This is a genomic window from Pseudoalteromonas sp. TAE56 (assembly GCF_000497955.1).
Classification (GTDB): Bacteria; Pseudomonadota; Gammaproteobacteria; order Enterobacterales; family Alteromonadaceae; genus Pseudoalteromonas.
The window spans coordinates 18,353-40,012 of record NZ_AUTN01000140.1 but is presented as its reverse complement, the minus strand read 5'-3'; the positions used below and the strand labels follow the sequence as shown (position 1 = coordinate 40,012).

19 protein-coding genes and 1 pseudogene are annotated in these 21,660 nt (G+C 40.3%); 7 read left to right on the top strand and 13 right to left on the bottom strand.

The genetic code is table 11. The features are described from left to right. Positions 1-38: 38 nt before the first annotated feature. The 10 genes and pseudogenes from L656_RS0117195 to pspA form a co-directional block, all read right to left on the bottom strand. The gene (locus L656_RS0117195; RefSeq protein ID WP_024599051.1) at positions 39-1,025 is read right to left on the bottom strand and encodes an IS110 family transposase; all 987 of its coding nucleotides are present in this window, start codon (positions 1,023-1,025) and stop codon (positions 39-41) included. Between the two features lie 603 nt (positions 1,026-1,628). Continuing rightward, on the bottom strand, positions 1,629-2,153 hold the full coding sequence (locus tag L656_RS0117185; protein ID WP_024600112.1) for a hypothetical protein: 525 nt from the start codon (positions 2,151-2,153) through the stop codon (positions 1,629-1,631). Between the two features lie 321 nt (positions 2,154-2,474). Continuing rightward, a complete protein-coding gene (locus L656_RS0117180) occupies positions 2,475-2,819 on the bottom strand; it encodes a 4a-hydroxytetrahydrobiopterin dehydratase (RefSeq protein WP_002958326.1) in 345 nt (114 codons plus the stop codon). A 37-nt stretch (positions 2,820-2,856) separates the two neighbouring features. Further along, positions 2,857-3,654, bottom strand: coding sequence for a phenylalanine 4-monooxygenase (gene phhA / locus L656_RS0117175; RefSeq protein WP_002958327.1), 798 nt, complete (start codon positions 3,652-3,654; stop codon positions 2,857-2,859). 237 nt (positions 3,655-3,891) lie between these two features. After that, a pseudogene (gene megL / locus L656_RS01000000122385) lies at positions 3,892-5,077 on the bottom strand (methionine gamma-lyase). Positions 5,078-5,588: 511 nt separating this feature from the next. After that, positions 5,589-6,614: a TIGR01620 family protein gene (locus L656_RS0117165; RefSeq protein ID WP_024600111.1), complete on the bottom strand. Its 1,026-nt coding sequence runs from the start codon at positions 6,612-6,614 to the stop codon at positions 5,589-5,591. Further along, positions 6,611-8,029: a YcjX family protein gene (locus L656_RS0117160; protein ID WP_024600110.1), complete on the bottom strand. Its 1,419-nt coding sequence runs from the start codon at positions 8,027-8,029 to the stop codon at positions 6,611-6,613. The genes L656_RS0117165 and L656_RS0117160 overlap by 4 nt, the downstream gene beginning before the upstream one ends. Positions 8,030-8,092: 63 nt before the next feature. Continuing rightward, a complete protein-coding gene (pspC, locus tag L656_RS0117155; RefSeq protein WP_007580963.1) occupies positions 8,093-8,494 on the bottom strand; it encodes an envelope stress response membrane protein PspC in 402 nt (133 codons plus the stop codon). Then, complete coding sequence (gene pspB, locus L656_RS0117150) at positions 8,491-8,724, bottom strand: envelope stress response membrane protein PspB (RefSeq protein WP_002958332.1); 234 nt, start codon at positions 8,722-8,724, stop codon at positions 8,491-8,493. Before pspB ends, pspC begins: the two co-directional genes overlap by 4 nt. A gap of 67 nt (positions 8,725-8,791) precedes the next feature. Beyond that, on the bottom strand, positions 8,792-9,451 hold the full coding sequence (pspA, locus tag L656_RS0117145) for a phage shock protein PspA (protein WP_024600109.1): 660 nt from the start codon (positions 9,449-9,451) through the stop codon (positions 8,792-8,794). Positions 9,452-9,637: 186 nt separating this feature from the next. Here pspA and pspF point away from each other — a divergent pair, with 186 nt between their 5' ends. The 7 genes from pspF (at position 9,638) to L656_RS0117110 (ending at position 16,590) form a co-directional block, all read left to right on the top strand. After that, a complete protein-coding gene (pspF, locus tag L656_RS0117140; protein ID WP_024600108.1) occupies positions 9,638-10,702 on the top strand; it encodes a phage shock protein operon transcriptional activator in 1,065 nt (354 codons plus the stop codon). A 15-nt stretch (positions 10,703-10,717) separates the two neighbouring features. Next, the gene (locus tag L656_RS0117135) at positions 10,718-12,325 is read left to right on the top strand and encodes an ABC transporter substrate-binding protein (protein WP_024600107.1); all 1,608 of its coding nucleotides are present in this window, start codon (positions 10,718-10,720) and stop codon (positions 12,323-12,325) included. Continuing rightward, the gene (locus L656_RS0117130) at positions 12,325-13,359 is read left to right on the top strand and encodes an ABC transporter permease (RefSeq protein WP_024600106.1); all 1,035 of its coding nucleotides are present in this window, start codon (positions 12,325-12,327) and stop codon (positions 13,357-13,359) included. The genes L656_RS0117135 and L656_RS0117130 overlap by 1 nt, the downstream gene beginning before the upstream one ends. Next, positions 13,346-14,239: an ABC transporter permease subunit gene (locus L656_RS0117125; protein WP_024600105.1), complete on the top strand. Its 894-nt coding sequence runs from the start codon at positions 13,346-13,348 to the stop codon at positions 14,237-14,239. The genes L656_RS0117130 and L656_RS0117125 overlap by 14 nt, the downstream gene beginning before the upstream one ends. Beyond that, a complete protein-coding gene (locus L656_RS0117120; RefSeq protein ID WP_002958338.1) occupies positions 14,240-15,232 on the top strand; it encodes a peptide ABC transporter ATP-binding protein in 993 nt (330 codons plus the stop codon). It abuts the gene before it with no gap. Next, on the top strand, positions 15,232-15,993 hold the full coding sequence (locus tag L656_RS0117115) for an ATP-binding cassette domain-containing protein (protein WP_024600104.1): 762 nt from the start codon (positions 15,232-15,234) through the stop codon (positions 15,991-15,993). Before L656_RS0117120 ends, L656_RS0117115 begins: the two co-directional genes overlap by 1 nt. Before the next feature lie 105 nt (positions 15,994-16,098). After that, a complete protein-coding gene (locus L656_RS0117110; protein ID WP_024600103.1) occupies positions 16,099-16,590 on the top strand; it encodes a VOC family protein in 492 nt (163 codons plus the stop codon). A gap of 108 nt (positions 16,591-16,698) precedes the next feature. Here L656_RS0117110 and L656_RS0117105 read toward each other — a convergent pair whose 3' ends face one another. The 3 genes from L656_RS0117105 to lon form a co-directional block, all read right to left on the bottom strand. Then, a complete protein-coding gene (locus L656_RS0117105) occupies positions 16,699-18,600 on the bottom strand; it encodes a SurA N-terminal domain-containing protein (RefSeq protein ID WP_024600102.1) in 1,902 nt (633 codons plus the stop codon). A gap of 171 nt (positions 18,601-18,771) precedes the next feature. Further along, entirely contained in the window at positions 18,772-19,062 is a 291-nt protein-coding gene (locus L656_RS0117100) for an HU family DNA-binding protein (RefSeq protein WP_157823336.1), read from the bottom strand. A gap of 183 nt (positions 19,063-19,245) precedes the next feature. Further along, entirely contained in the window at positions 19,246-21,615 is a 2,370-nt protein-coding gene (lon, locus tag L656_RS0117095) for an endopeptidase La (RefSeq protein ID WP_024600101.1), read from the bottom strand. Positions 21,616-21,660: the final 45 nt, after the last annotated feature.

Genomic DNA, 21,660 nt, shown 5'->3' with positions numbered 1-21,660 from the left:
CGTAGATACCATCTCTTCTAATCAGCCTCAAGCTTTCTTTAAATAGCTTGGGGCTGATATTCAGTTTGATTCTTCACAACACCAAAACAGATATGTGTCAGCTTTCTCATTGCAGCACCAATTGCCTGCATTTTTGTTTTACCTTGCTCCACTAATCGCTTATTTTGGGCTTTTATATCTGGATTATGTTGTACAGCTACTACAGCAGCCATATACAATTTAGCCCTTATATACCCAGGCCCTTCTTTGCTTAAGGTTGTTTTTCCAGCCCGTTTGCCTGACTCATTAAGCTTAGGTATTAAGCCTAAGTAACAAGCTAATTGCTTGGCATTTTTAAACTGTTTACATGCCATCAAGGACACCATCATACGTGATATTACCTCTCCAACACCTTTGATACTTTGAAGCAATTGGCGGTTCTTTTTTAATTGTGGGTGTCTATCAATATGCTCATCAATGTCATTTTTTAGCTTACCCATCTCAGTTTTTAGTACAGCTATCATATCTTCAATTGACTGAGTAACTCGAGTAGATGCACCTGAGAAACCAACAGCTTCATAACGATTTTCTTCGCGACGTAAGTCTTGCTCAAGTGCTTCAAGTCTACGCGTCATTACTTTTAACTCTCTCGCTTCAACAGGCTCAGGCTGCCAACTTAAAAGTGAGTGCTGTTGGTCATGACCATAACGAGCAAGCATTGTGGCGTCTGACTTGTCTGTCTTATGGACAAGCCCTAATGAACTTGCGTACTGTTTTGCTTTACCAGGATTTACATGTAATAAAATAAATCCTTGCTCATATAGGAAATACATCAGCGGCTCGCTATAAACACCTGTGGGCTCTGTTGTAATAACAATATCTTGTGCTTCTAAATTTGTATTCTTTATCAACCAGGCAACTAACTCTTGATAGCCCTTCGGGTTATTTTTAAAAATCTTCGTTTTCTTTTTACTTTTGACTACATCGCGTAGCCAGGAAATATCTAACTTTTCTTTACCCACATCAATGCCAATAAAAGCTTTCATCTCTATCTACTCCCCTTGTACATGCAGCGTCACCCTTAGTTGGGGCGCTAGGATACCATTCAGTTTAATGGAGGTTAGGAAGTCAGGGCTCAATCTACGTCACAGCATTTTCACACTCTGGTTGGGTACGAGCTCACTGTCTTCCGATGTGACAAGTGCTAGCTAAACACTCATCAAGAAGAGATACAAGGTTGGGTTGAGTGAAACGAAACCCAACGATACGTTGAAGTGAAGTATTTTAGCTAAACTTTAATTGTATATAGAAAGCTCTAAGCCCTTTGGGTTTAGGGCTTTTTTGTTTTACCTGCAGCAGTAAGGATAGTAATTTGATAATGATCTAAAAAGTCGTTTAATTTATATTCTTCATTTTTTTTGTGTGACTTGCCTATATTACTATGGGATACCCAATGCTCTAATATATCAAACAACATACCCTGCCTTAAACTTGAGAAGCACATAGGTGATAGACTATTGCCATCATCGAATAAACTAGACTGTAAACCGTAAATATCAAATATTGAATAAATTACAGTTATAATATTTTCACTACTTATCGAAAAATGTTTAATTCCTAACGTCTGACAAATTTCAAAGTGATATTCTTCAATGCCTGTTAATAAAATGAAATACGGACTTTATACGTAACTTATTTAGATTAATTACATTTAAATTTTCTTTAGTTGGCTTCTCATAGAATCGTGTAAAAATAAGAGCTCCGTCTGAGCCTTTTATTGTTTTAAATTTACCATTGATGATTATTGACTCAAATTTTTCTTTAAAAAGCGAAAGTTCTTTATGGTACAAGTCGATAACGTGTTCAAAATTTTGCCTTTCGATATTTTCTTTTTGGTACAATAGGTTTTGTTGAAACTGTAATGCCCTGAAATTAGCCGCCGCTAATGTTCCTAATGGAATAGATGAACCAAGTACCCATAGAGGGACATTCATATAATTTAGGAAAATATCTAAACTTTCTTTACTTGGCCAAGTAATGCTCAAATTGTTATTAACCCAAATAAATAACAGCAAAACGATTGAAAGTAGTGTGGGGATAATTAAAGCGATTCTGAAGATACTGTATGTAAATACGCTTTGTACTTTTGAGAAGTCTGCGGCTTGCTCTTTCAATTTAAAATTCCTTTTCACTGTAGTGTTAGTTCAGTACATACCTTCAGCACTGGAGCTAAATAGATCTCTACTGAATACTATAAGTAAATTAATATATTGGACTACTGCTTCTATACTTTTACAATTTATTGTTTAAATGAATTATAAGTATCCCCGAAAGCATTAAAATTGAAATGATCATTTTTGGCTAGCTTTTTTAGTCTTTGTGGGTAATAAAAATTAACGCCGAGTTAATCGTTACTGATAAGCGAACAACCTCCCAAAACCAAAAAAGCACTTATAAAAATAAGTGCTTTTGTTGGTTTGCTCAATTAGTGTGGTTTACAGCGCGTTAAATACGTCGTCTGTTTTAGCTGCGCAAATAAAATCGTTTTTATGTAGGCCTTTAATTGAATGGCTCCACCATGTAACCGTTACTTTGCCCCACTCGGTTAATAAACCTGGGTGATGGCCTTCGTCTTCTGCCATATCGCCTACTTTGTTAGTAAACGCGATGGCTTGTTTAAAGTTTTTAAATTTATAAACACGCTCAAGTTGCATAATGCCGTCGCGTACTTCTGGTACCCAGTCTGGGATTTTAGTAATTAATTGTGCTAACTCTTCGTCAGATACTTTTGGCGCATCTACATGACAGGCTTCGCATTTTTGTGCACTTAATGAAGACATTCTAAATCCTTACTTTTAGCTTTTTTAGCATTAATGTTTAACTGGCTAATTTTTCTTTTGGTGGAAATTTTGGGTCGTGCAAGCCAAGTTCTTTAGCTCGCTCAACCAAAGTCATAATATCCATTTGCGATATATCAAACAGATCATGAATCGAATTTATGGTGTAGTACTGTGGCTGCATAATATCAATACGGTACGGCGTACGCAGTACATCAAGCACATTCATTGGGCTGATTTCTGGCGTGTTTGAGTATACGTACTGAGTTTCACCTGGGCTTGATAAAATACCGCCGCCGTAAATACGCAAGCCGTCTTCGGTTTGCATTAAACCAAATTCAACTGTAAACCAGTATATACGCGCAAGGTATACACGATCCTTTTTCTGCGCTGCGTAACCTAATTGCCCGTACTTGTGCGTAAACTCGGCAAAGTCAGGGTTAGTTAGCATGGCGCAATGGCCAAATATTTCATGAAAAATATCTGGCTCTTGTAGGTAGTCAAATTCTTCGCGGCTACGAATAAATGTAGCTACCGGAAACTGCTTGTTTGCCAGTAATCTAAAAAACTCATCAAAGTCGATAAGCGCAGGTACTGGCGCGACTTGCCAACCGGTAGTGGCTAGTAACACTTCGTTTAGTTCGCTTAACTGCGGAATACGATCGTGCGGCAGGTTAATCTTTTTTAACCCTTGCATGTACTCGTTGCAGGCTTTGCCTTCAATGCATGCAAGTTGACGCGCTACAAGCTCAGACCAAATTTTATTTTCTTCATCACTCCAGTGTATAACACCATTTTCGTCTGGTGTTTTGGATGTGTATTTACTTGCTTTAGCCATAAGTACCTTCTTGGGTGTGAGCCCTAAATCGGTGTCAGTGTGATACTCAAACCTATTGAATATCGAATGACCCCATACTATGCAAAAGTGAAGAAAAGTTTAATAGATAGGCTAACATCAGTATTTGTCGCGATCACTTAGATCGTAAAGTTAAAATTACACCTGTGGCACATTAAAAATACAGGCCTTTAAATAAAGGCCTACAGCTTATTTTTAGGTGTACATAATTAAATACACCTAACCAATATTAGTAAAAGCTTGGTCTAAATCACTAATAATGTCGTTAACATCTTCAAGCCCAACCGAGAGTCTGATCAGCCCATCACTTATTCCAGCCGCGGCNGGCTCGCTCCTCTGGCGTATAAGGCGAGTGAGTCATAGATGCAGGATGCTGAATCAGTGTTTCAGCGTCGCCGAGGCTTACTGCAAGTGTACAAAGTTTCATACTATCAATAAATTGTGCGCCATCTTGTAGCGTGCCTTTTATTTCAAATGCAATAACACCACCAGCGGCTTTCATTTGGTTGCCAATAAACTTATGACCTGGGTGCGATTTAAGCCCTGGGTAATATACGGTACTTACTTGTGGGTGCGCTTCTAGATATTGCGCTATTGTTTGTGCACTCTGACAATGGCGTTCTATTCTAATGGCGAGTGTTTTTAGGCCTCGATTAATTAGCCATGCATCGTGCGGGCTTATGGTTGCACCAATGTCTTTTAGTACGGTCATTTTAATGTGTGTTATGTGCTCAAGCGATCCACATACAATACCGGCGACTACGTCTCCGTGACCATTTAAATACTTGGTCGCACTGTGCATTATAATGTCGATACCGTATTTTTTTGGTGATTGCAGTAGCGGCGTTAAAAAGGTGTTGTCGACCACACTAATTAAGTTGTGCTCTTTAGCAACTGCGCCAATGAGTGCCAAATCAATAACCGCCATAGTGGGGTTGATTGGCGTTTCTACAAATATCATTTTTGAATTAGGTTTGATGGCAGCGCGTAGCTCGTCCTCGTTGGTCATATCAACAAACGTGACTTCAATTCCCCAGCGCAGCAACATGTGCGAGAAAAACGCAAAGGTACAGCCATACAAAGCACTTGAGGCAACGAGGTGATCCCCCTGCGATAAAAAGCTCAGTACTGAGGCAGATACAGCCCCCATACCTGTTGCGGTTGCAGCAGCTGCTTCACAACTCTCTAGTTGAGCAACTTTTTGCTCAAGCTCTGTGGTTGTAGGGTTTCCTAAGCGCGTATAAATATAGCCAGGTTCGTCGCCTGCAAAACGCGCAGCACCTTGTGCGGCGTTTTCAAAATGAAAGGTAGAGGTTTGATACAAAGGAGAAGTAAGTGCGCCGTGCGGGTCGTTTGCTTTTTGTGGTCCGTGAATACACTGGGTGTTTATATGATGCTTGCTCATTGTAGGCTCATTTTTTTGATTATTATGTTTTTGCGATTCAACAATCAAAACGTATGCGCTTACAAACAGCAAGCATGCCGGATGCTCAGATGGCTATTTGTGTAAAAACCGTGCAGCGCACGTTTGTACACAAATATTGCCACCAGGGCGTGTTGACCTTTGTGGATTGAAATTTGTTCAATCTAGGGGCGATTAAATCGCGGCGCGAGGTTTGTAACCTAGTGGGCTCGGTAACTGCTCCTGCGTTACCCTACTGGCTTACATCCATGTAAGAATAAGTAAAAACCGAGCAAAGCTTCCGCGTCCTGCTCACGCCCCTTACCTACATCCATGTAGGCAACAAAGAGTTAATCGTCCCTGGAAAGAACCCAACGGGCAGCGTATGTTTGGCATTTATGCTGCGTTATCGCCTATTTATGGGGAATAACCACACTTCATAAGCTCTGCCTTGCCTAAACACCAAACACACTGCTGCAAATTCAACCATCAAAGATCAACACGCCCTCGTATTTTATTGTGTTGACTCCGCCTTTTTACGGCTCATAATTTTACCTGCGATGCTTTGCACAGTGCCTTTTAACAAGCTTCGCTTGTTTTCAAGCCTTGGTAATGGGCGGCTAAGCTCCATTGCTTTGTAACCAATACGCGCTGTAAAAATACCGGCGCTTACGCCCTGCGCAGCCCGACCCGAAAGTTTACCTAGTAGCTCAGCACTTAGTGCAGTTGCAGCAAGGTCAGATACAAGCTCAGCACTGCCTACAAACATTACTTGTTTTATCAGCATACGGTAAAGCTTAATACGGCTTGCGTAACCAAAACCAATGCCATAGATTTTACCAATTTGTTCTATTAACTTAGTACCGCGCCAAAGCACGGCCATCATATCCACCAGCGCAAGTGGGCTTAGGGCAACTAGCAGTGCAGATTCAGTCGCAAAACGATTTATAAGCTTTTTAGCTTTGGTGTCTTGAGTTACTAATAAACTGTTGGCGTACAGTGTCATTATTTCTTTGTCGCTGTGATGCATCGATACTTGGTTTTTAAAGATTTCAAAGTTATCAAGCTCTTGGTGTTTATTGAGCTTTTCGAGCCAAGGTAATGCACCACCTACTTGCTCACTATTTAAAAGCCTGTCGGCTTCAACTCGATGTAATTGGTTACGCTTTAAACTGCGCAGCATTCGGTACTCTCGCCACAATAAGCGCCCTATTAGCAGTACGCCACTTACAACCGCAGTTGAATAAACACTGCCTAAAATAATTGACTGCTCGAAAGCAAATACTAACGAGTACGCAAACTCTAAAAGCACCAGTACTATAAAACTAAGAGCAAAAACACCTTTAAGCGTTTGCCACTTTGACTTTTTATACACCGGTTCCAGATCTATTTCGGGCTCTAGTGCTTCATCTTCAAGTTCTTCGTAATCACTTTGCCCGTGCTGAATAATTTTTGCAGGTGCTAAAACGGGTTCGTTTTGTTCAATGCTTTGCGTATCTATGCGACGCCCTGCTTGAAATGTTTGGTTTGACTCACTCATGTTAATTTGTCTCCTAGCAGGTACTGCATGACATGATCTAATCGAATATGTTTTAGTTGTTTATCGGGGCTCGGTATTGGAGAAAACGATAAAAACTCAAATCCCTGTGCTGGCCACTCACTTTTATTAAGCATCCGCGAGGGAGGTTGCGGCGGTAAATAGGTAAGCCAATCAGGCTCGTGTAATGGTTTACCGTAAATACAGTCAAGCGTTTGGCCTTTGTCGGTAATTTGGCGCGGCTGCGTTGCTGTAATTGACGACATGGCCATGGTCTCTATTTTTACACCATCAAACTTTAAATGATTACTTTGCTCATGCACGAGCGAATCAAGTAGCAGTGCTAAATCTTTATGGTGTTTTGCACTTATGTGATCGGATTTATTAGCTGCAAATAATATTTTGTCTATGTTTGGCTTAAATAAACGTTTAAAAAAGCCTGATTCACCATAATTAAAGTGTGCGAGTAATTGGTTTATTACACTGCTTTGCTCTTGAAGGGTTTCGTGCCCTTCGTTTAATGCACTAAGTACATCTACAAGTACGATTTGGCGATCAAAGTGCCTAAAATGCTCATTATAAAATGGTTTTACAACTTCTTTTATATAGGCGTTAAAGCGCTTAATTAAATGCGCTAAATTAGAACCCGCAACGACATCGTCGCTATTTACTTCGCCCGATACCGGAAAAAACAATAACAATGGCGCCCCTTGTAAGTCGCCAGGCATAAGCATACGCCCAGGTTGCAGCATGGCAAGTTTGGTGTCTTTTTTAAGCCCTACTAACATGCTTTGATAAAGCTGAGCAATATGAGCCAGTGCGTTTTCATCTACAGGTGCATTTAAATCAAGTTGCTCAACGGCTGCTAGAAAATCACTTGATGTATTTACACGCGAAGGCTGAGTTAATAACGGATATTGCTGCTCGCACCATTGAGAATAGCTTTGCTCAAGCATAGGTAAATCGAGGAGCCATTCGCCTGGGTAGTCAATAATATCTAAATAAAGCGTTGATTGCGGCGAAAAGTGGCCACGCAGCCCTGCGTTGCTTTGATACTTTATTGCCAAGCGCAAAGTATTAATCCGCTCGGTTGATGCAGGCCATGTAGGCATCCCATCGCTGGGTAATAATGAATTTAGCGCGCGCGTATAATTAAACGTAGGAACTTTTAACGCCTCTTGCGGCACAACTTTAGTGGCCACATGGCGGTGCTCGCGCATTACATCAAAAAAAGGTAAGTTTTTATCGTCCGCTTGGGTTGTTAAGTGTTTAACAAGCGCGGTAATAAAGGCTGTTTTACCACTACCACTTAGGCCAGTTACGGCAAGTTTTACGTGTTGGTCTAAACTGCGATGAAGGGCTTTTTGTGCTTTGCCTTTAATACTTTTAAAGGTCTTTTTTGCAAATGATTGGCTCATAAAGTGTCTTGCACCTAATTTGCCGTAATTTATCACGCTGCAAATAAGGTGCTATTAAATCCTTTAAAGTTTGTTAATTTCACGGCTCACCGTAAACTCGCTTGAAGTTACATGACGCTCCATATCTTGAAGGCGAGTATCTACACGCGTTAAACGCTCTTTTAAATCTTGCAATGCGCGGCGCGGTGGCTCGCCCTTTTGCCATACTTTAAATTTTACTTCTAGCGGATCGTCAGTTTTAGTTGAGCTTTTAGTTTGCACTGTTGCGGGCTCTTTTTTATCTAAAATGAACCAGGCTGCAATATACGCTACCACAAATAATGGGCCACCCGTTAGCAGTACCGCACTAACAAATATAATGCGAACTAACCATAACTCCATATTAAAGTAGTCACTTAATCCCGCACATACTCCGGCTATTTTACCGCGTTGTGGGTCTCTTAATAATTCGCGTTTGGCACTCATACTTTGCGTCTCCATTGTGGTGACTCTTGATCAAGTAATGCTTCAAGTGTTTCAACCCTGTCTGCCATTTTTTCGGCTTTATGTGCAAGCTCAAGTAACTGGCGATGTTCGTGTTCACTTAAACCTTGGCTTACTTGTTTTTTGCTACGGTAATGTAAAATTAACCACAGCGGTGCAACAAAAATCATAAATATAACAAATGGTACAATTATTACGTCTGAATCAAACATAATCCTCTCCTGACAATCCGTTTTGATGTTTTTAAGCAGTGGGGCACTTTAAGTACCCCTTTATAAGTTATTTATCAGCTAGCTTCTTTTTAAGTTCAGCTAGCTCATCATCTATCTTTTCATTTTTTTGTAGATTAGCAATTTCGTCCGCTAACGTCTTTTTACCTAAATCGTACGACTCAATTTGAGATTCTAGTCCATCAATTTTTGTTTCGTAACGTTCAAAGCGATTAAGTGCGTCTTCTACTTTAGAGCTATCAAGCGTCTTTTTCACTTCAAGGCGCGACTCAGCTGAACGCTGGCGAAGTATAATCGCTTTTTGACGAGATTTCGCATCTGCTAGTTTTTCTTGTAGCGTCGTTACTTCTTGTTGTAGTTTCTCAATATGAGACTCTACATGTTCAAGTTCACTAGTGACTGAAGCAACGGCATCTGCCGACTTTTGCTTTTCAAGTAAGGCTGAACGCGCTAAATCGTCGCGGTCTTTACTTAAAGCCAGTTCGGCTTTATCCTGCCAATCGCTTACCTGCGCTTTAAGTGTATCTAAGCGGCGTACAATTTCTTTTTTCTCAGCCAATGTTTTAGCTGATGTAGAACGTACTTCAACAAGCGTATCTTCCATTTCTTGAATAATCAGACGAACCATTTTTTCTGGGTCTTCTGCTTTATCTAAAATGGCGTTGATATTAGAATTAACAATATCTGCAAAACGTGAAAAAATTCCCATAACATTTACCTCTGTAATTAAAACGTAGTTAGTCTGCTATAACTAGTATCAATATGCTTGCCAACTTTTTAAAAGTTAAAATACACTTTATTTTCATTACGTTAAACTAAATATACAAATTTCTTTAGTTATCCCTAATTATGAAATACACTAACTGTTAGTAAAAATGACCAAGAGTTAGGAAATATGAGCCAATATCGCCAACAGGATAATTTACTCGGCCAATCAGATAGCTTTCTGTCTGTACTCGATCAGGTATCGCAACTGGCTAATTTAGATAAACCGGTACTTATTATTGGTGAACGCGGCACAGGTAAAGAGTTAATAGCAGCACGCTTACACTTTTTATCAAAACGTTGGGATCAAAACTACGTAAAACTTAACTGTGCAGCGCTTAACGAAAACTTACTCGAAAGTGAGTTATTTGGCCACGAAAGCGGTGCTTTTACGGGGGCAAGTAAACGTCACGAAGGTCGTTTTGAACGCGCTAACAGTGGCACACTGTTTTTAGATGAATTAGCTAATACCTCAGCTATGGTACAAGAAAAACTGCTGCGCGTTATAGAATACGGTGAGTTTGAACGTGTTGGCGGCAAACAAACTGTAAAAGTAGATACCCGCTTAGTATGTGCGACAAATGAAGATCTTCCTTATTTGGCCGAGCAAGGTGAATTTAGAAGTGACTTACTCGACCGTTTAGCCTTTGATGTAATTACCCTGCCACCACTGCGAGAACGTCAAGACGATATTATGCTTCTTGCTGAGCAGTTTGCGATGAATATGGCACGCGATTTAGAGTGGGAACTGTTTAGCGGTTTTACTCGAAGCGCAACAGAAACACTGCTTAGTTATGATTGGCCTGGTAATATTCGTGAACTTAAAAATGTGGTTGAACGTAGTTTGTATCGCCATGGTAGTGAACATATCCCCGTTCACCAGATTATTTTAGACCCATTCGATAGCCCATTTAGACCAAAAACGCGCATAAAAGCACCTATAGCGGCTCAAACTGTTAATGCAGAGCCTATTGCTGTTGCGCCACCGATTGCTCAAGCAAGCAGTAATATAGCCGTTGATATTCAATTTCCATGTAGCTTAAAAGAGCGCTCAAACGACTTTGAAATAAACATGATTAATAAAGCGCTCGAACATAGCCAATTTAATCAAAAGAAAACTGCAGAAGTACTTGGTTTAACGTATCATCAATTACGTGGTTATCTTAAAAAATACAACTTGTTGGATCAACAATAGTCAGAGGTTATGCGGGTGCATAAATTATTACTTGTTTTGCTTGCCACCACTTTAGTTGGTTGCCTTGATAGCAAAGAAGAAATCATAGAAGAAAAAAACCAAGGCTTAGTTTATTGCGCTGAAGCTAACCCTGTGTCGTTTAATCCGCAAGTAACGACCACCGGTTCAACTATTGATATAATTGCTAACCAATTATACGACCGCCTAATTAGCATTGACCCTGTTACGGCAGAGTTTCAAAGTGAATTAGCAACCGATTGGAAAATTAGTAAAGATGGTAAATCGGTTACCTTTACCTTGCGTAAAGGTGTAAAGTTTCATACAACTTCTTATTTTACGCCGTCGCGTGATTTTAACGCCGACGACGTTATATTCACCTTTAGCCGATTATTCGATGTATACAATCCATACCACTTTGTGGGCGATGCCAATTACCCGTATTTTCAAAGTGTGGGGATTGATCAACTCATTCGTAAAATTGTGCGCGTGTCTGACTACCAAGTGCGCTTTGAGTTATTTAATCCTGAAAGTAGCTTTTTAGCTAATATGGCTACCGACTTTGCTGTGGTACTTTCAGAAGAATACGCCATGGAACTTAAGAAAAACAAGCAAGAAAACTTGTTTGATCAGTATCCTATTGGCACCGGCCCGTATATTTATAAAGAATACCGTCGAGATCACCTTGTACGCTTTTACCGTAATCCACTTTATTGGAAGCACGACGTTGTCCTTGAACAATTAGTTTACGATATAACGCCTAACGGCACTACGCGCATAGCAAAAATGCTGACTAAAGAGTGCGATGTAACGGCTCATCCAAGTAGTGCGCAATTGAGTATTTTAGCGCAACGTGATGATATAAATATTGAAAAAGAAACAAATTTAAACATAGGGTATTGGGCATTTAATACAGAACGTGCCCCGTTCGACGACTTGCGCGTGCGCCAAGCACTCGCGCATGCAATAGATGTAGATAAAATAATGCAAGCGGTTTATTACGGTAACGGTACTCGCGCACAATCTATTTTACCGCCAACCTCTTGGGCGTTTGAGCCGCAAGAAGATATACCTACATTTGATCCAGAACTCGCTAAAAAGTTACTAATTGAAGCAGGCTTGCCTGATGGCTTTGATATGACAATATGGGCAATGCCTGTAAGTCGTATTTATAACCCCAACGCACGTAAAATGGCTGAGCTTATGCAAAGTGATTTACGCAAAGTGGGCGTTAATGTAAGCATTGTAGAGTATGAGTGGAACACGTTTATTCAACGTATTGGCGAGCACAGGCACGACAGTGTATTACTTGGTTGGGCCGCAGATACACCCGATCCTGATAACTTTTTTAGCCCACTGTTGAGCTGTACCGCTACTTTTAGTGGTAAAAATCCAGCAAACTGGTGTAATCCTCAATTTGATCTATTGCTTACTCAAGCACTCGATACGACTGATTTAAACAAACGTAAAAAATACTACGAAGACGCACAAAGCTTAATTATTAAAGAGCTGCCATTATTGCCTATTGCTCATGGCCTGCGCTTTCAAGCAAGTAGCGCAGATGTGGAAGGCATAACACTTGGCCCGTTTGGCGCTATTTCGCTTGCCAATGCGAGGAAAAAATAATGATCTTAGATTATATTTTGCGCCGCCTTGGTTTGTTCTTTTTTATGATACTGATGCTCAGCGTATTTACGTTTTCACTGGCGTATTTATTTCCCGGTGATCCGCTAAGTAATTTAAGTGGCATACCAAGTAGTAACTTTGCACAGCATAGTGAGCTTGAAGACAAATATTTATATAACAGCAATTACTTTATGCAATACATTGCCTTCCTGGGGCGAATATTCCAAGGTGATTGGGGGCTTTCGTTTGCCTCTGGTAACAGTGTGTTTAGCCATATAGTTGATTTGCTACCGGCTACTTTAGAGTTAAGCGTGTACGCATTAATAGTATCGGTTGTTATTGGTGTACCTACTGGTATTTTAGGCTCTGGCTATCATAAACGTTGGCCCGATAAACTTATAAACTCGACCACTATGGTGGGCTATTCAATGCCTGTATTTTGGCTCGCATTGTTATTAATAATGGTTTTTTCGTTAAAGCTTGGCTGGTTTCCTATGTCAGGCCGAATGGGGCTCCTTTATGAGATACCCGCAAATACTGGGTTTATTTTAATTGATATTGCACTGGCTGGTTTTCCATATAAAGGGATGGCCTTTATTGATGCGCTACGCCATTTAACGCTCCCTACTATTGTACTGGCTATGTATCCGACCACTGTATTAGTGCGCTTTACTCGCGAATCTATGCTTAAGGTAATGGATCAAAACTTTATTAAAACAGCTAGGGCAAAAGGCCTTAACCGCCGCCAACTTATCATGCACCATGCACTGCGTAATGCATTACTGCCGGTAATTAAGCAAATTGGTTTGCAATTTAGTACGCTGATAACGCTTGCGATGATTACCGAAGTCATTTTTTCGTGGCCGGGTATTGGCCGGTGGTTAATCGATAGTATTTATCAGCGTGACTTTCCAGCAATTCAAGGCGGATTAATGGCAGTGTCTTTATTTGTTATTTTAGCCTCTATTACAGCTGAACTTACTTACACTTTATTCGATCCACTCTCGCGGAATCAGGCCCATGGCAAAGTTTAATTTATTTTCTGAAGAGTCGAATAAATCGCCACTTGCGCGATTTTGGCGAAAGTTTAAAAATAACCACCCTGCTTTGGTTGGTTTATGGATATTTATGGCGTTTGCATTATTGGCCGCCACCGCTCCTTTTTTAGCCCCTTATGGTGTAAACCAACAGCATAGTGATGCACTACTTATTCCACCATCGTGGCGAGAAATGGGCGATGTACGCTTTATTTTAGGCACCGATGATTTAGGTCGCGATGTACTCTCGCGCTTAATGAATGGTGCTACGTATACATTTGGGCTTTCTGTTGTAGCCGCCCTGATCACAACTATTTTTGGTGTATTAGTGGGTACTTTTGCAGGAATTAGCAAAGGACTTCGTTCAAGCTTTTTAAATCACTTACTTGATATAACCCTTTCTATTCCTTCTTTGTTATTAGCAATAATAATAATCGCCATACTCGGCCCGGGTTTAATGAATACCGTATGGGCAATTATTTTAGCGTTACTGCCGCAATTTATTCACTCAGTGCGTAACCTGATTGTTGATGAATTAAGTAAAGATTACATTACTGCGTTTAGGCTCGATGGTGCGTCTAATTGGCATATTATATCGCGTGGTATTTTCCCTAATATTTATGAGCATATTGTGGTTATATTCACGATGGCGCTTTCTACCGCTATATTAGACATTTCAGCACTGGGATTTTTAAAATTAGGAGCTCAGCCACCGACGACCGAATGGGGCGCAATATTAGCCGAAAACTTAGGCCTTATTTATTTAGCACCTTGGACTGTAGCGCTACCTGGTGTACTGTTATTTTTAGCCGTGTTATCTACTAATTTAGTAGGCGATGGCCTGCGACAAGTGCTAAAAGCACGTAAGGCTGATTAAATGCAATTACTCGATGTTCGTAACTTAACAATTGAACTACGTACCTCTGAAACTGTAATTAGAGCCGTAGACAGAGTGAGCTTTAGCTTAAAAGAAGGGGAAGTACATGCGCTTGTGGGCGAATCGGGCTCTGGTAAAAGCCTAATAGCAAAAGCGATTATTGGTGTATTAAACGAACGCTGGGATATTACGGCCGACCGTATTCATTGGCGCGGCGTAGACTTAATGCGTTTAAGCCCAGAAAAACGCCGTAAGATAGTAAGCCAAGATATAGCGATGATTTATCAAGATCCAAGTAGATGCCTTGACCCTACCGCTAAAATATTTGATCAAATTGCTGAAACACTCCCAGAGGTCGCAACTAAAGGTTTCTTTTTAAAACGCAACCGCGAGAGAAAAGACAGAGTAAAAGCGCTTATTCATAAAGTGGGTATTAAAAACCACGAAGCGGTACTAAGTAGCTACCCTCATGAGCTCTCAGAAGGCGTATGTCAAAAAGTAATGATTGCAATGGCCATTGCCCGCACTCCAAAGCTATTGATAGCTGATGAGCCAACTACAGCGCTTGAGAGCACAACTCGCGCACAAGTATTTAGGTTATTAAAAAGCTTAAACCAACTTAAAAATATGTCTATTTTAATGATCTCTCATGAGCTTGAAGAGATTGCACATTGGTCGCATGGCATTCATGTTTTATATTGCGGGCAAATGGTTGAAGCAGGCCCAACCCATGAAATATTTAAACAGCCTCGCCATCCTTACACACAAGCATTATTAAAAAGCTTGCCAGACTACGAACAAGGTCTAGCGCATAAAGAACCTTTTTATGCACTTAAAGGGACTATCCCTACTCTGCAACATTTACCTATTGGCTGTCGCCTCGGGCCGCGTTGCCCGCAAGCACAAAAAGCCTGCGTGGTAACGCCAGCCCTTACTAAGCATCATGGTCATAGTTATGCGTGTCATTTTCCGTTAATTAAGGACATGAAGTAATGCAGCCGCTATTAAAAGTACAAGCACTATCAAAAACATTCAATGTGCGAGCGGGGCTTTTTTCACGTAAAAAGTTTGAAGTACTTAAAAATATTTCGTTTTGTGTGGGTAAAGGCGAAAGTATTGCCATAATTGGTGAAACAGGTGCAGGTAAAAGTACGTTGGCAAAACTACTTTCAGGAGCTGATACTGCTGATAGCGGGCAAATTTTACTCGAAAATAATATTATTGAAGATAATGGCGTACGCGATAATCAATGTCGGGATATTCGTATGATTTTTCAAGACTCAGCTGCATCGCTCAACCCGGGGCTAACCATTGGTGAAATGCTTGATGATTGCCTGCAATATAATACAGAGCTTGATGCCAGCGAACGAGCTGAAAAGATTGATGCAACGCTTTCAAAAGTGGGTCTATTAATCGATCATAAACACTACTACCCGCATATGTTTAGTGTGGGGCAACTACAGCGTGTAGCGTTTTCTCGTGCATTAATTTTAGATCCTAAGGTAATTGTGCTCGATGAAGCTGTTTCGTCTTTAGACCCTTCTATACGCGCGCAAATAGTGAATTTATTACTTAAGCTACAGCGCGACACTGGCCTTACGTATGTGATGATCACGCATCATTTAAGCCTAGTGCGCCACATCAGTGATTATGTGGTTGTACTCGACAAAGGCGAAGTGGTTGAATACGGCCCTACTGAAGATGTTTTTCAAAACCCCCAATCAAAAGTAACGCAGCGATTACTGAGCTGCTAAAAGCAGCTTTCTAATCACCAAACTCGACTTCTTTGCAATGTAACCTCGTTTATGAAGGTCTTTGTTAAATCCACAATTTAACAACTAAAACCATAAAGAGGATCTATGCTAAAAAAAACATTACTCACAGGCATCTCATCATTAGCGTTATTGCTGCTATCAACAACTTCAATAGCTGACGAAAACTCTGCCCCTAAAAGTTGGGTTGGTGGCGTTGATCATTTAGGTTTAACCGTATCAAACTTAAATGCATCCAAAGCATTTTTTACTGATGTACTTGGTTTTAAAACGCTAGGAAATGACCCGGCCTATCCCGCTTATTTTTTATCAAACAATAAAATAACCATTACATTATGGCGCGTAAAAAATGATGAAAAACGTGTGGAGTTTAATCGAGCAGAAAATGTGGGCTTACACCATTTAGCACTCAGTGTTGAAAGTATCAAAAAGTTAAGCGAGCTACATACACACTTAAAAATGCAAAATAATATTATCATAGAGTTTGCACCAGAAAACTTAGGTAAAGGTCCAACCCAACATATGATGATAAGAGAGCCTAGCGGCAATCGAATTGAGTTTATTGCCAGAGGTAATTAATATCAACCTGCAATAATGCTTAATTAAGCGAATTGGTAATATATCAACTTTGCTCAAGACAATAAAAAAGGCGCTTTAAAAGCGCCTTTCTTTATGAGCTAAAATTAATTATTCAACAGTTTGTGTAGCCGTTGGTAAGTTAAGTTCAGCATTTGCTTTCAGCGCTTCAATAAACACCATGTAGTTTTTATTAGCTTGCGCCATAGTAATGCTTTGTTTTGCTTGAGGGTCAATATTAGCTGCAACTTGTGCATCTGTTACCGACTTAAGCGCAACAATTGCTGCATCACCATTATTTAAATTAACAAGCTCAACTATCGCAGAGCCTGCTGGGTGAGCCATTTTGAATGCTTGAGTCACAATAGCAGGTGAAACAGTATAGCTTTGACGTGTTAACTGCGCTTCTTGACGAACAGTTAAGCTTTGCTCGCTCGCTACATCATTTAAGCTCTCACCTGCTTGTACTTCTGCAAATAAGCTACGCGCTTTTTCTTTAGCAAGCTCTGATGATTTTTCATTAACTAAACGCGCTTTAATTTGCTCGCTTACTTCATCCAGCGGTTTAGTAGCAGCAGCTTTATGCTCGTTAATACGAACAATAATTGCATGCTCCTCACCAAGCTCAATAACTTCAGAGTTTACTTTATCTTCAAGTAAATCAACTGATGTTAGTGCTGTTACAACTGCAGGGCTGTTTAACGGCTCCGGAAGAGCATTAAGTGCTAAAAGAGGCGTAGATTTAACTTCCACTTCAGCAACCTCTGCAGCATCGTCTAAGCGGTCTGAAATTTCAAATGCAAGTGCACCCATTTCAGTTTGCTTTTCGTAAAATGCATCTACTTTTTCAGCTTGTTCTAGTTCAGCACGTAAGTCAGCTTTAACATCGTCATACGCTTTAACTTGTTGTGGTTGAATGTCTGTAAGTTTAATTATGTGATAACCAAACTCAGAAGCAACAACCTCAGAAATGTCACCTTTGTTTTGAAGTGCGAAAGTCGCGTCTTCAAATGCAGGGTCCATTACGTCACGTTCTATCCATTCAAGATCGCCGCCCATTTCGGCACTAACGATATCGTCAGATGATGATTCTGCTAACTCAGCAAAGTCTGCACCTTGTTCTAGTTGTGCATGAAGTGCATTGGCTTTTTCTTTTGCTACGTCATCGTCTTCACTGTTATCAATTAAGATATGTGATACGCGACGCTTTTCTGGCTCAACGTATTGTGCTTTATTTTGCTCGTAATACGCTTTAACGTCATCCTCGGTTACCGATTCAACATTAATATCTGATGCTTTAAGCTCAATATAACTTACTGAGATAAGCTCTGGAGATAAAAATTGTGATGCGTTTAGCTCGTAGTAATCAGACACTTCTTGCTCTGATACTTCTACGTTCGCGGCAAGTGCTTCTTTATTAATAACTAAGTAATCAATGCTTCGAGTTTGCTGCTGCAGAGCGATTGCGCTTTTAAGCTCGCTCTCTAGTGCAAAGTCTGTACCTGCAACAGCAGATACTACCTGACTACGTGTCATATCTTTACGTAAGTATTCACGAAAAGCATCTGGTTGAAAGTTCATTTGACGAATTACTTGTAAGTAACGATCGTTATTAAACTTTTCACCAATTTGAAAGTACGGTAGTTCTAAAATTGTTTTACGTACACTTTCGTCGCTTACGCGAAGGCCTAAATCAGCCGCTAGCTGTGATTGCAATTCTTGTTGTACTAAGCGGTCAACTACACCTTGACGAATTTGCGCCATGTAATTTGGATCAGCGGCAATTTGTGTAAAGTATTCACCAAATTGTTGCTCTAAACGGCTTCGTTCATTTTGGTAAGCACGGTTAAAATCGGTTTGACTAATTTTAATTCCATTTACTTCAGCAACGGGTTGTTCTGTGGTTTGACCTAAGTAACTACCGATCCCTGCTAAGGCAAAAGATAAAATCACCGCGCCTAAAATTATTTTGGCTACAGGTCCTTGCGAACCTTCTCTGATTTTCTCAAGCATTTGTTTATCTCTTTTTGATCAAGGTATTTTACCTTGTCACATGTAAAAAAAGCGTATCTTACCAGATACGCTTTTTCACTTGAAGTAACTGGCGGTAAAGTTACTTAATTCATCTGTTGTGGTGAATCAGTAACTTTACACTCGCCATAACTAATGTGTTTAAAACAGTGATTAGTTTACTGCGTCTTTAAGCGCTTTACCGGCTTTAAAAGCAGGAATAGTTGCAGCAGCAATTTGGATTGTTTCACCAGTTTGCGGGTTGCGGCCTGAACGTGCAGCACGGTCACGTACTGAGAAAGTACCGAAACCAACAAGTGCAACTGAGTCGCCTTCTTTTAGCGCGCCAGATACAGATTCGATGAATGAATCTAGTGCACGACCTGCAGCCGCTTTAGAAATGTCAGCATCAGCTGCGATTTGATCGATTAATTGAGATTTATTCACAATATCATCCTCTTTCATTGTTATTATCAAGAGCGATGGTTTTTTAAACTAACATCACTTTTTTGAAAATTGTAGAGCAAACTTTTAATGCTCACATGATTATATTTTTCTTAAGCCTACGCCCCATAAGGGCTAGGCTTGAAAACCAGTGCTTAACTTATCATACCGTTTAGATTTGAAAAGCCCTAAAAAGCACTTTTTTTAGCTTTTTTCTTGGTTTTTAGGTGTTTCGACCGAAAAACTCTCAACAGGATGCACTAAAGCAAGCTTTAACACCTCGTCAATCCAAGTAACTGGGTGAATATCAAGACCTGCCAGCACGTTGTCTGGGATCTCTTTTAAGTCACGTTCGTTAATTTTTGGAATGATGACTGTTTTAATTCCACCACGATGAGCTGCTAATAATTTCTCTTTTAAGCCACCAATAGGAAGTACTTCACCACGTAGCGTAATTTCACCGGTCATTGCAACATCTGCTCGTACAGGGTTACCCGTTAAGCTAGATACAAGACCTGTTACCATTGCTGCACCCGCACTTGGGCCATCTTTTGGTGTTGCTCCTTCAGGTACGTGTACGTGAATATCACGCTTTTCGTAAAAGTCGCTATTTATGCGAAATGTATCTGCACGATTACGTACTACCGTCATTGCCGCTTGAATCGACTCTTGCATTACATCGCCCAGTGAACCGGTATAAGTTAACTTGCCTTTACCTGGTACAGCCGCACATTCGATTGTTAGCAAATCACCGCCAACTTCTGTCCATGCTAAACCTGTAACTTGACCAATACGGTCGCCGTCTTCAGCTTTACCATAATCAAAGCGTTGCACACCTAAAAAGTCTTCTAGGTTATCTTGATTGATAGTCACTGTTTTAGTGTCTTTTTCAAGTAAGATATTTTTAACGGCTTTACGGCATAGTTTTGAAATTTCGCGCTCAAGGTTACGTACACCCGCTTCACGTGTGTAGTAACGAATAATGCCAATAATTGCACTATCCTCAATTTCAATTTCAGACTCTTTTAAGCCGTTACGTTTTACTTGTTTAGTAATTAAGTGCTCTTTTGCAATGTTTAACTTTTCATCTTCGGTGTAACCCGATAAGCGGATAACTTCCATACGGTCCAGTAATGGGCCAGGAATGTTAAAGCTGTTTGATGTTGCTACAAACATAACATCAGATAAATCGTAATCTACTTCAAGATAATGATCAGCAAAATGGCTATTTTGCTCAGGATCAAGCACTTCTAATAGAGCTGATGCTGGGTCTCCACGCATGTCAGCTGACATTTTATCAATTTCATCTAACAAGAATAATGGATTTTTAACGCCCACTTTTGTCATGTTTTGAATTAACTTACCTGGCATTGAACCGATATATGTACGGCGATGACCACGAATTTCAGCTTCATCACGTACGCCGCCTAATGCCATACGCACATACTTACGACCAGTTGAACGCGCGATAGATTGCCCTAGCGATGTTTTACCAACACCTGGTGGCCCAACTAAACATAAAATTGGCCCTTTAAGCTTATTAGTACGCTGTTGTACCGCGAGGTACTCGATAATGCGTTCTTTTACTTTATCTAAGCCATGGTGATCGCTATCAAGAATTTTTTGCGCGCCCGCTAAATCTTTTTTCACTTTAGAGCGTTTTTTCCATGGCACATTAATTAATGTGTCAATGTATGAACGCACTACAGTTGCCTCTGCAGACATTGGCGACATCATCTTAAGCTTATTAAGCTCTGTCGTCGCTTTGTCTTGTGCTTCTGTTGGCATACCCGATTCTTCAATGCGCTTTTTAAGTGCTTCAAATTCATCAGGTACATCATCAAGCTCACCCAATTCTTTTTGAATGGCTTTCATTTGCTCATTGAGGTAATACTCGCGCTGTGACTTTTCCATCTGCTTTTTAACGCGGGTACGAATTTTCTTCTCAACTTGCAGTAAGTCTATTTCGCCTTCCATTAATGCCATTAAATATTCAAGACGTTCTGTCACGTTTGAAATTTCTAGCACTTTTTGTTTTTCAGGTACTTTTAATGGCATATGGGCTGCCATTGTATCAGCAAGGCGCGCTGGCTCATCAATACCTGAAACTGAAGTTAGTACTTCAGGAGGAATTTTTTTATTTAGCTTTACATAGCCTTCAAACTGGCTAATTGCGCTACGAATAAAAATTTCTTGTTCTTTCTCGTCTACCGAATCAGATTCAATAAATTGAGCATTAGCTACAAAAAAGTCTTCGTTATCTACAAATTCTTCGATTTGTGCGCGCTGTGTACCTTCTACTAAAACTTTAACTGTACCGTCCGGTAATTTTAATAACTGAAGTACAGTGGCAATAGTGCCGATACGATAAATATCTTCTTGCTCAGGTTCATCTACAGTTGCATCTTTTTGTGCAACCAAGAAAATTTGTTTGTCTTTGTCCATTGCCGCTTCTAGGCATTTTATTGATTTTTCACGGCCTACAAAAAGCGGGATCACCATGTGCGGATATACCACAACATCGCGCAGTGCAAGGACTGGGATTTCGACTCGGTCGGTTCTCTCAAGCGTCATTATAGTTTCTCTTCGCACTTAATTTATTTTAAAGATTACTCAAGT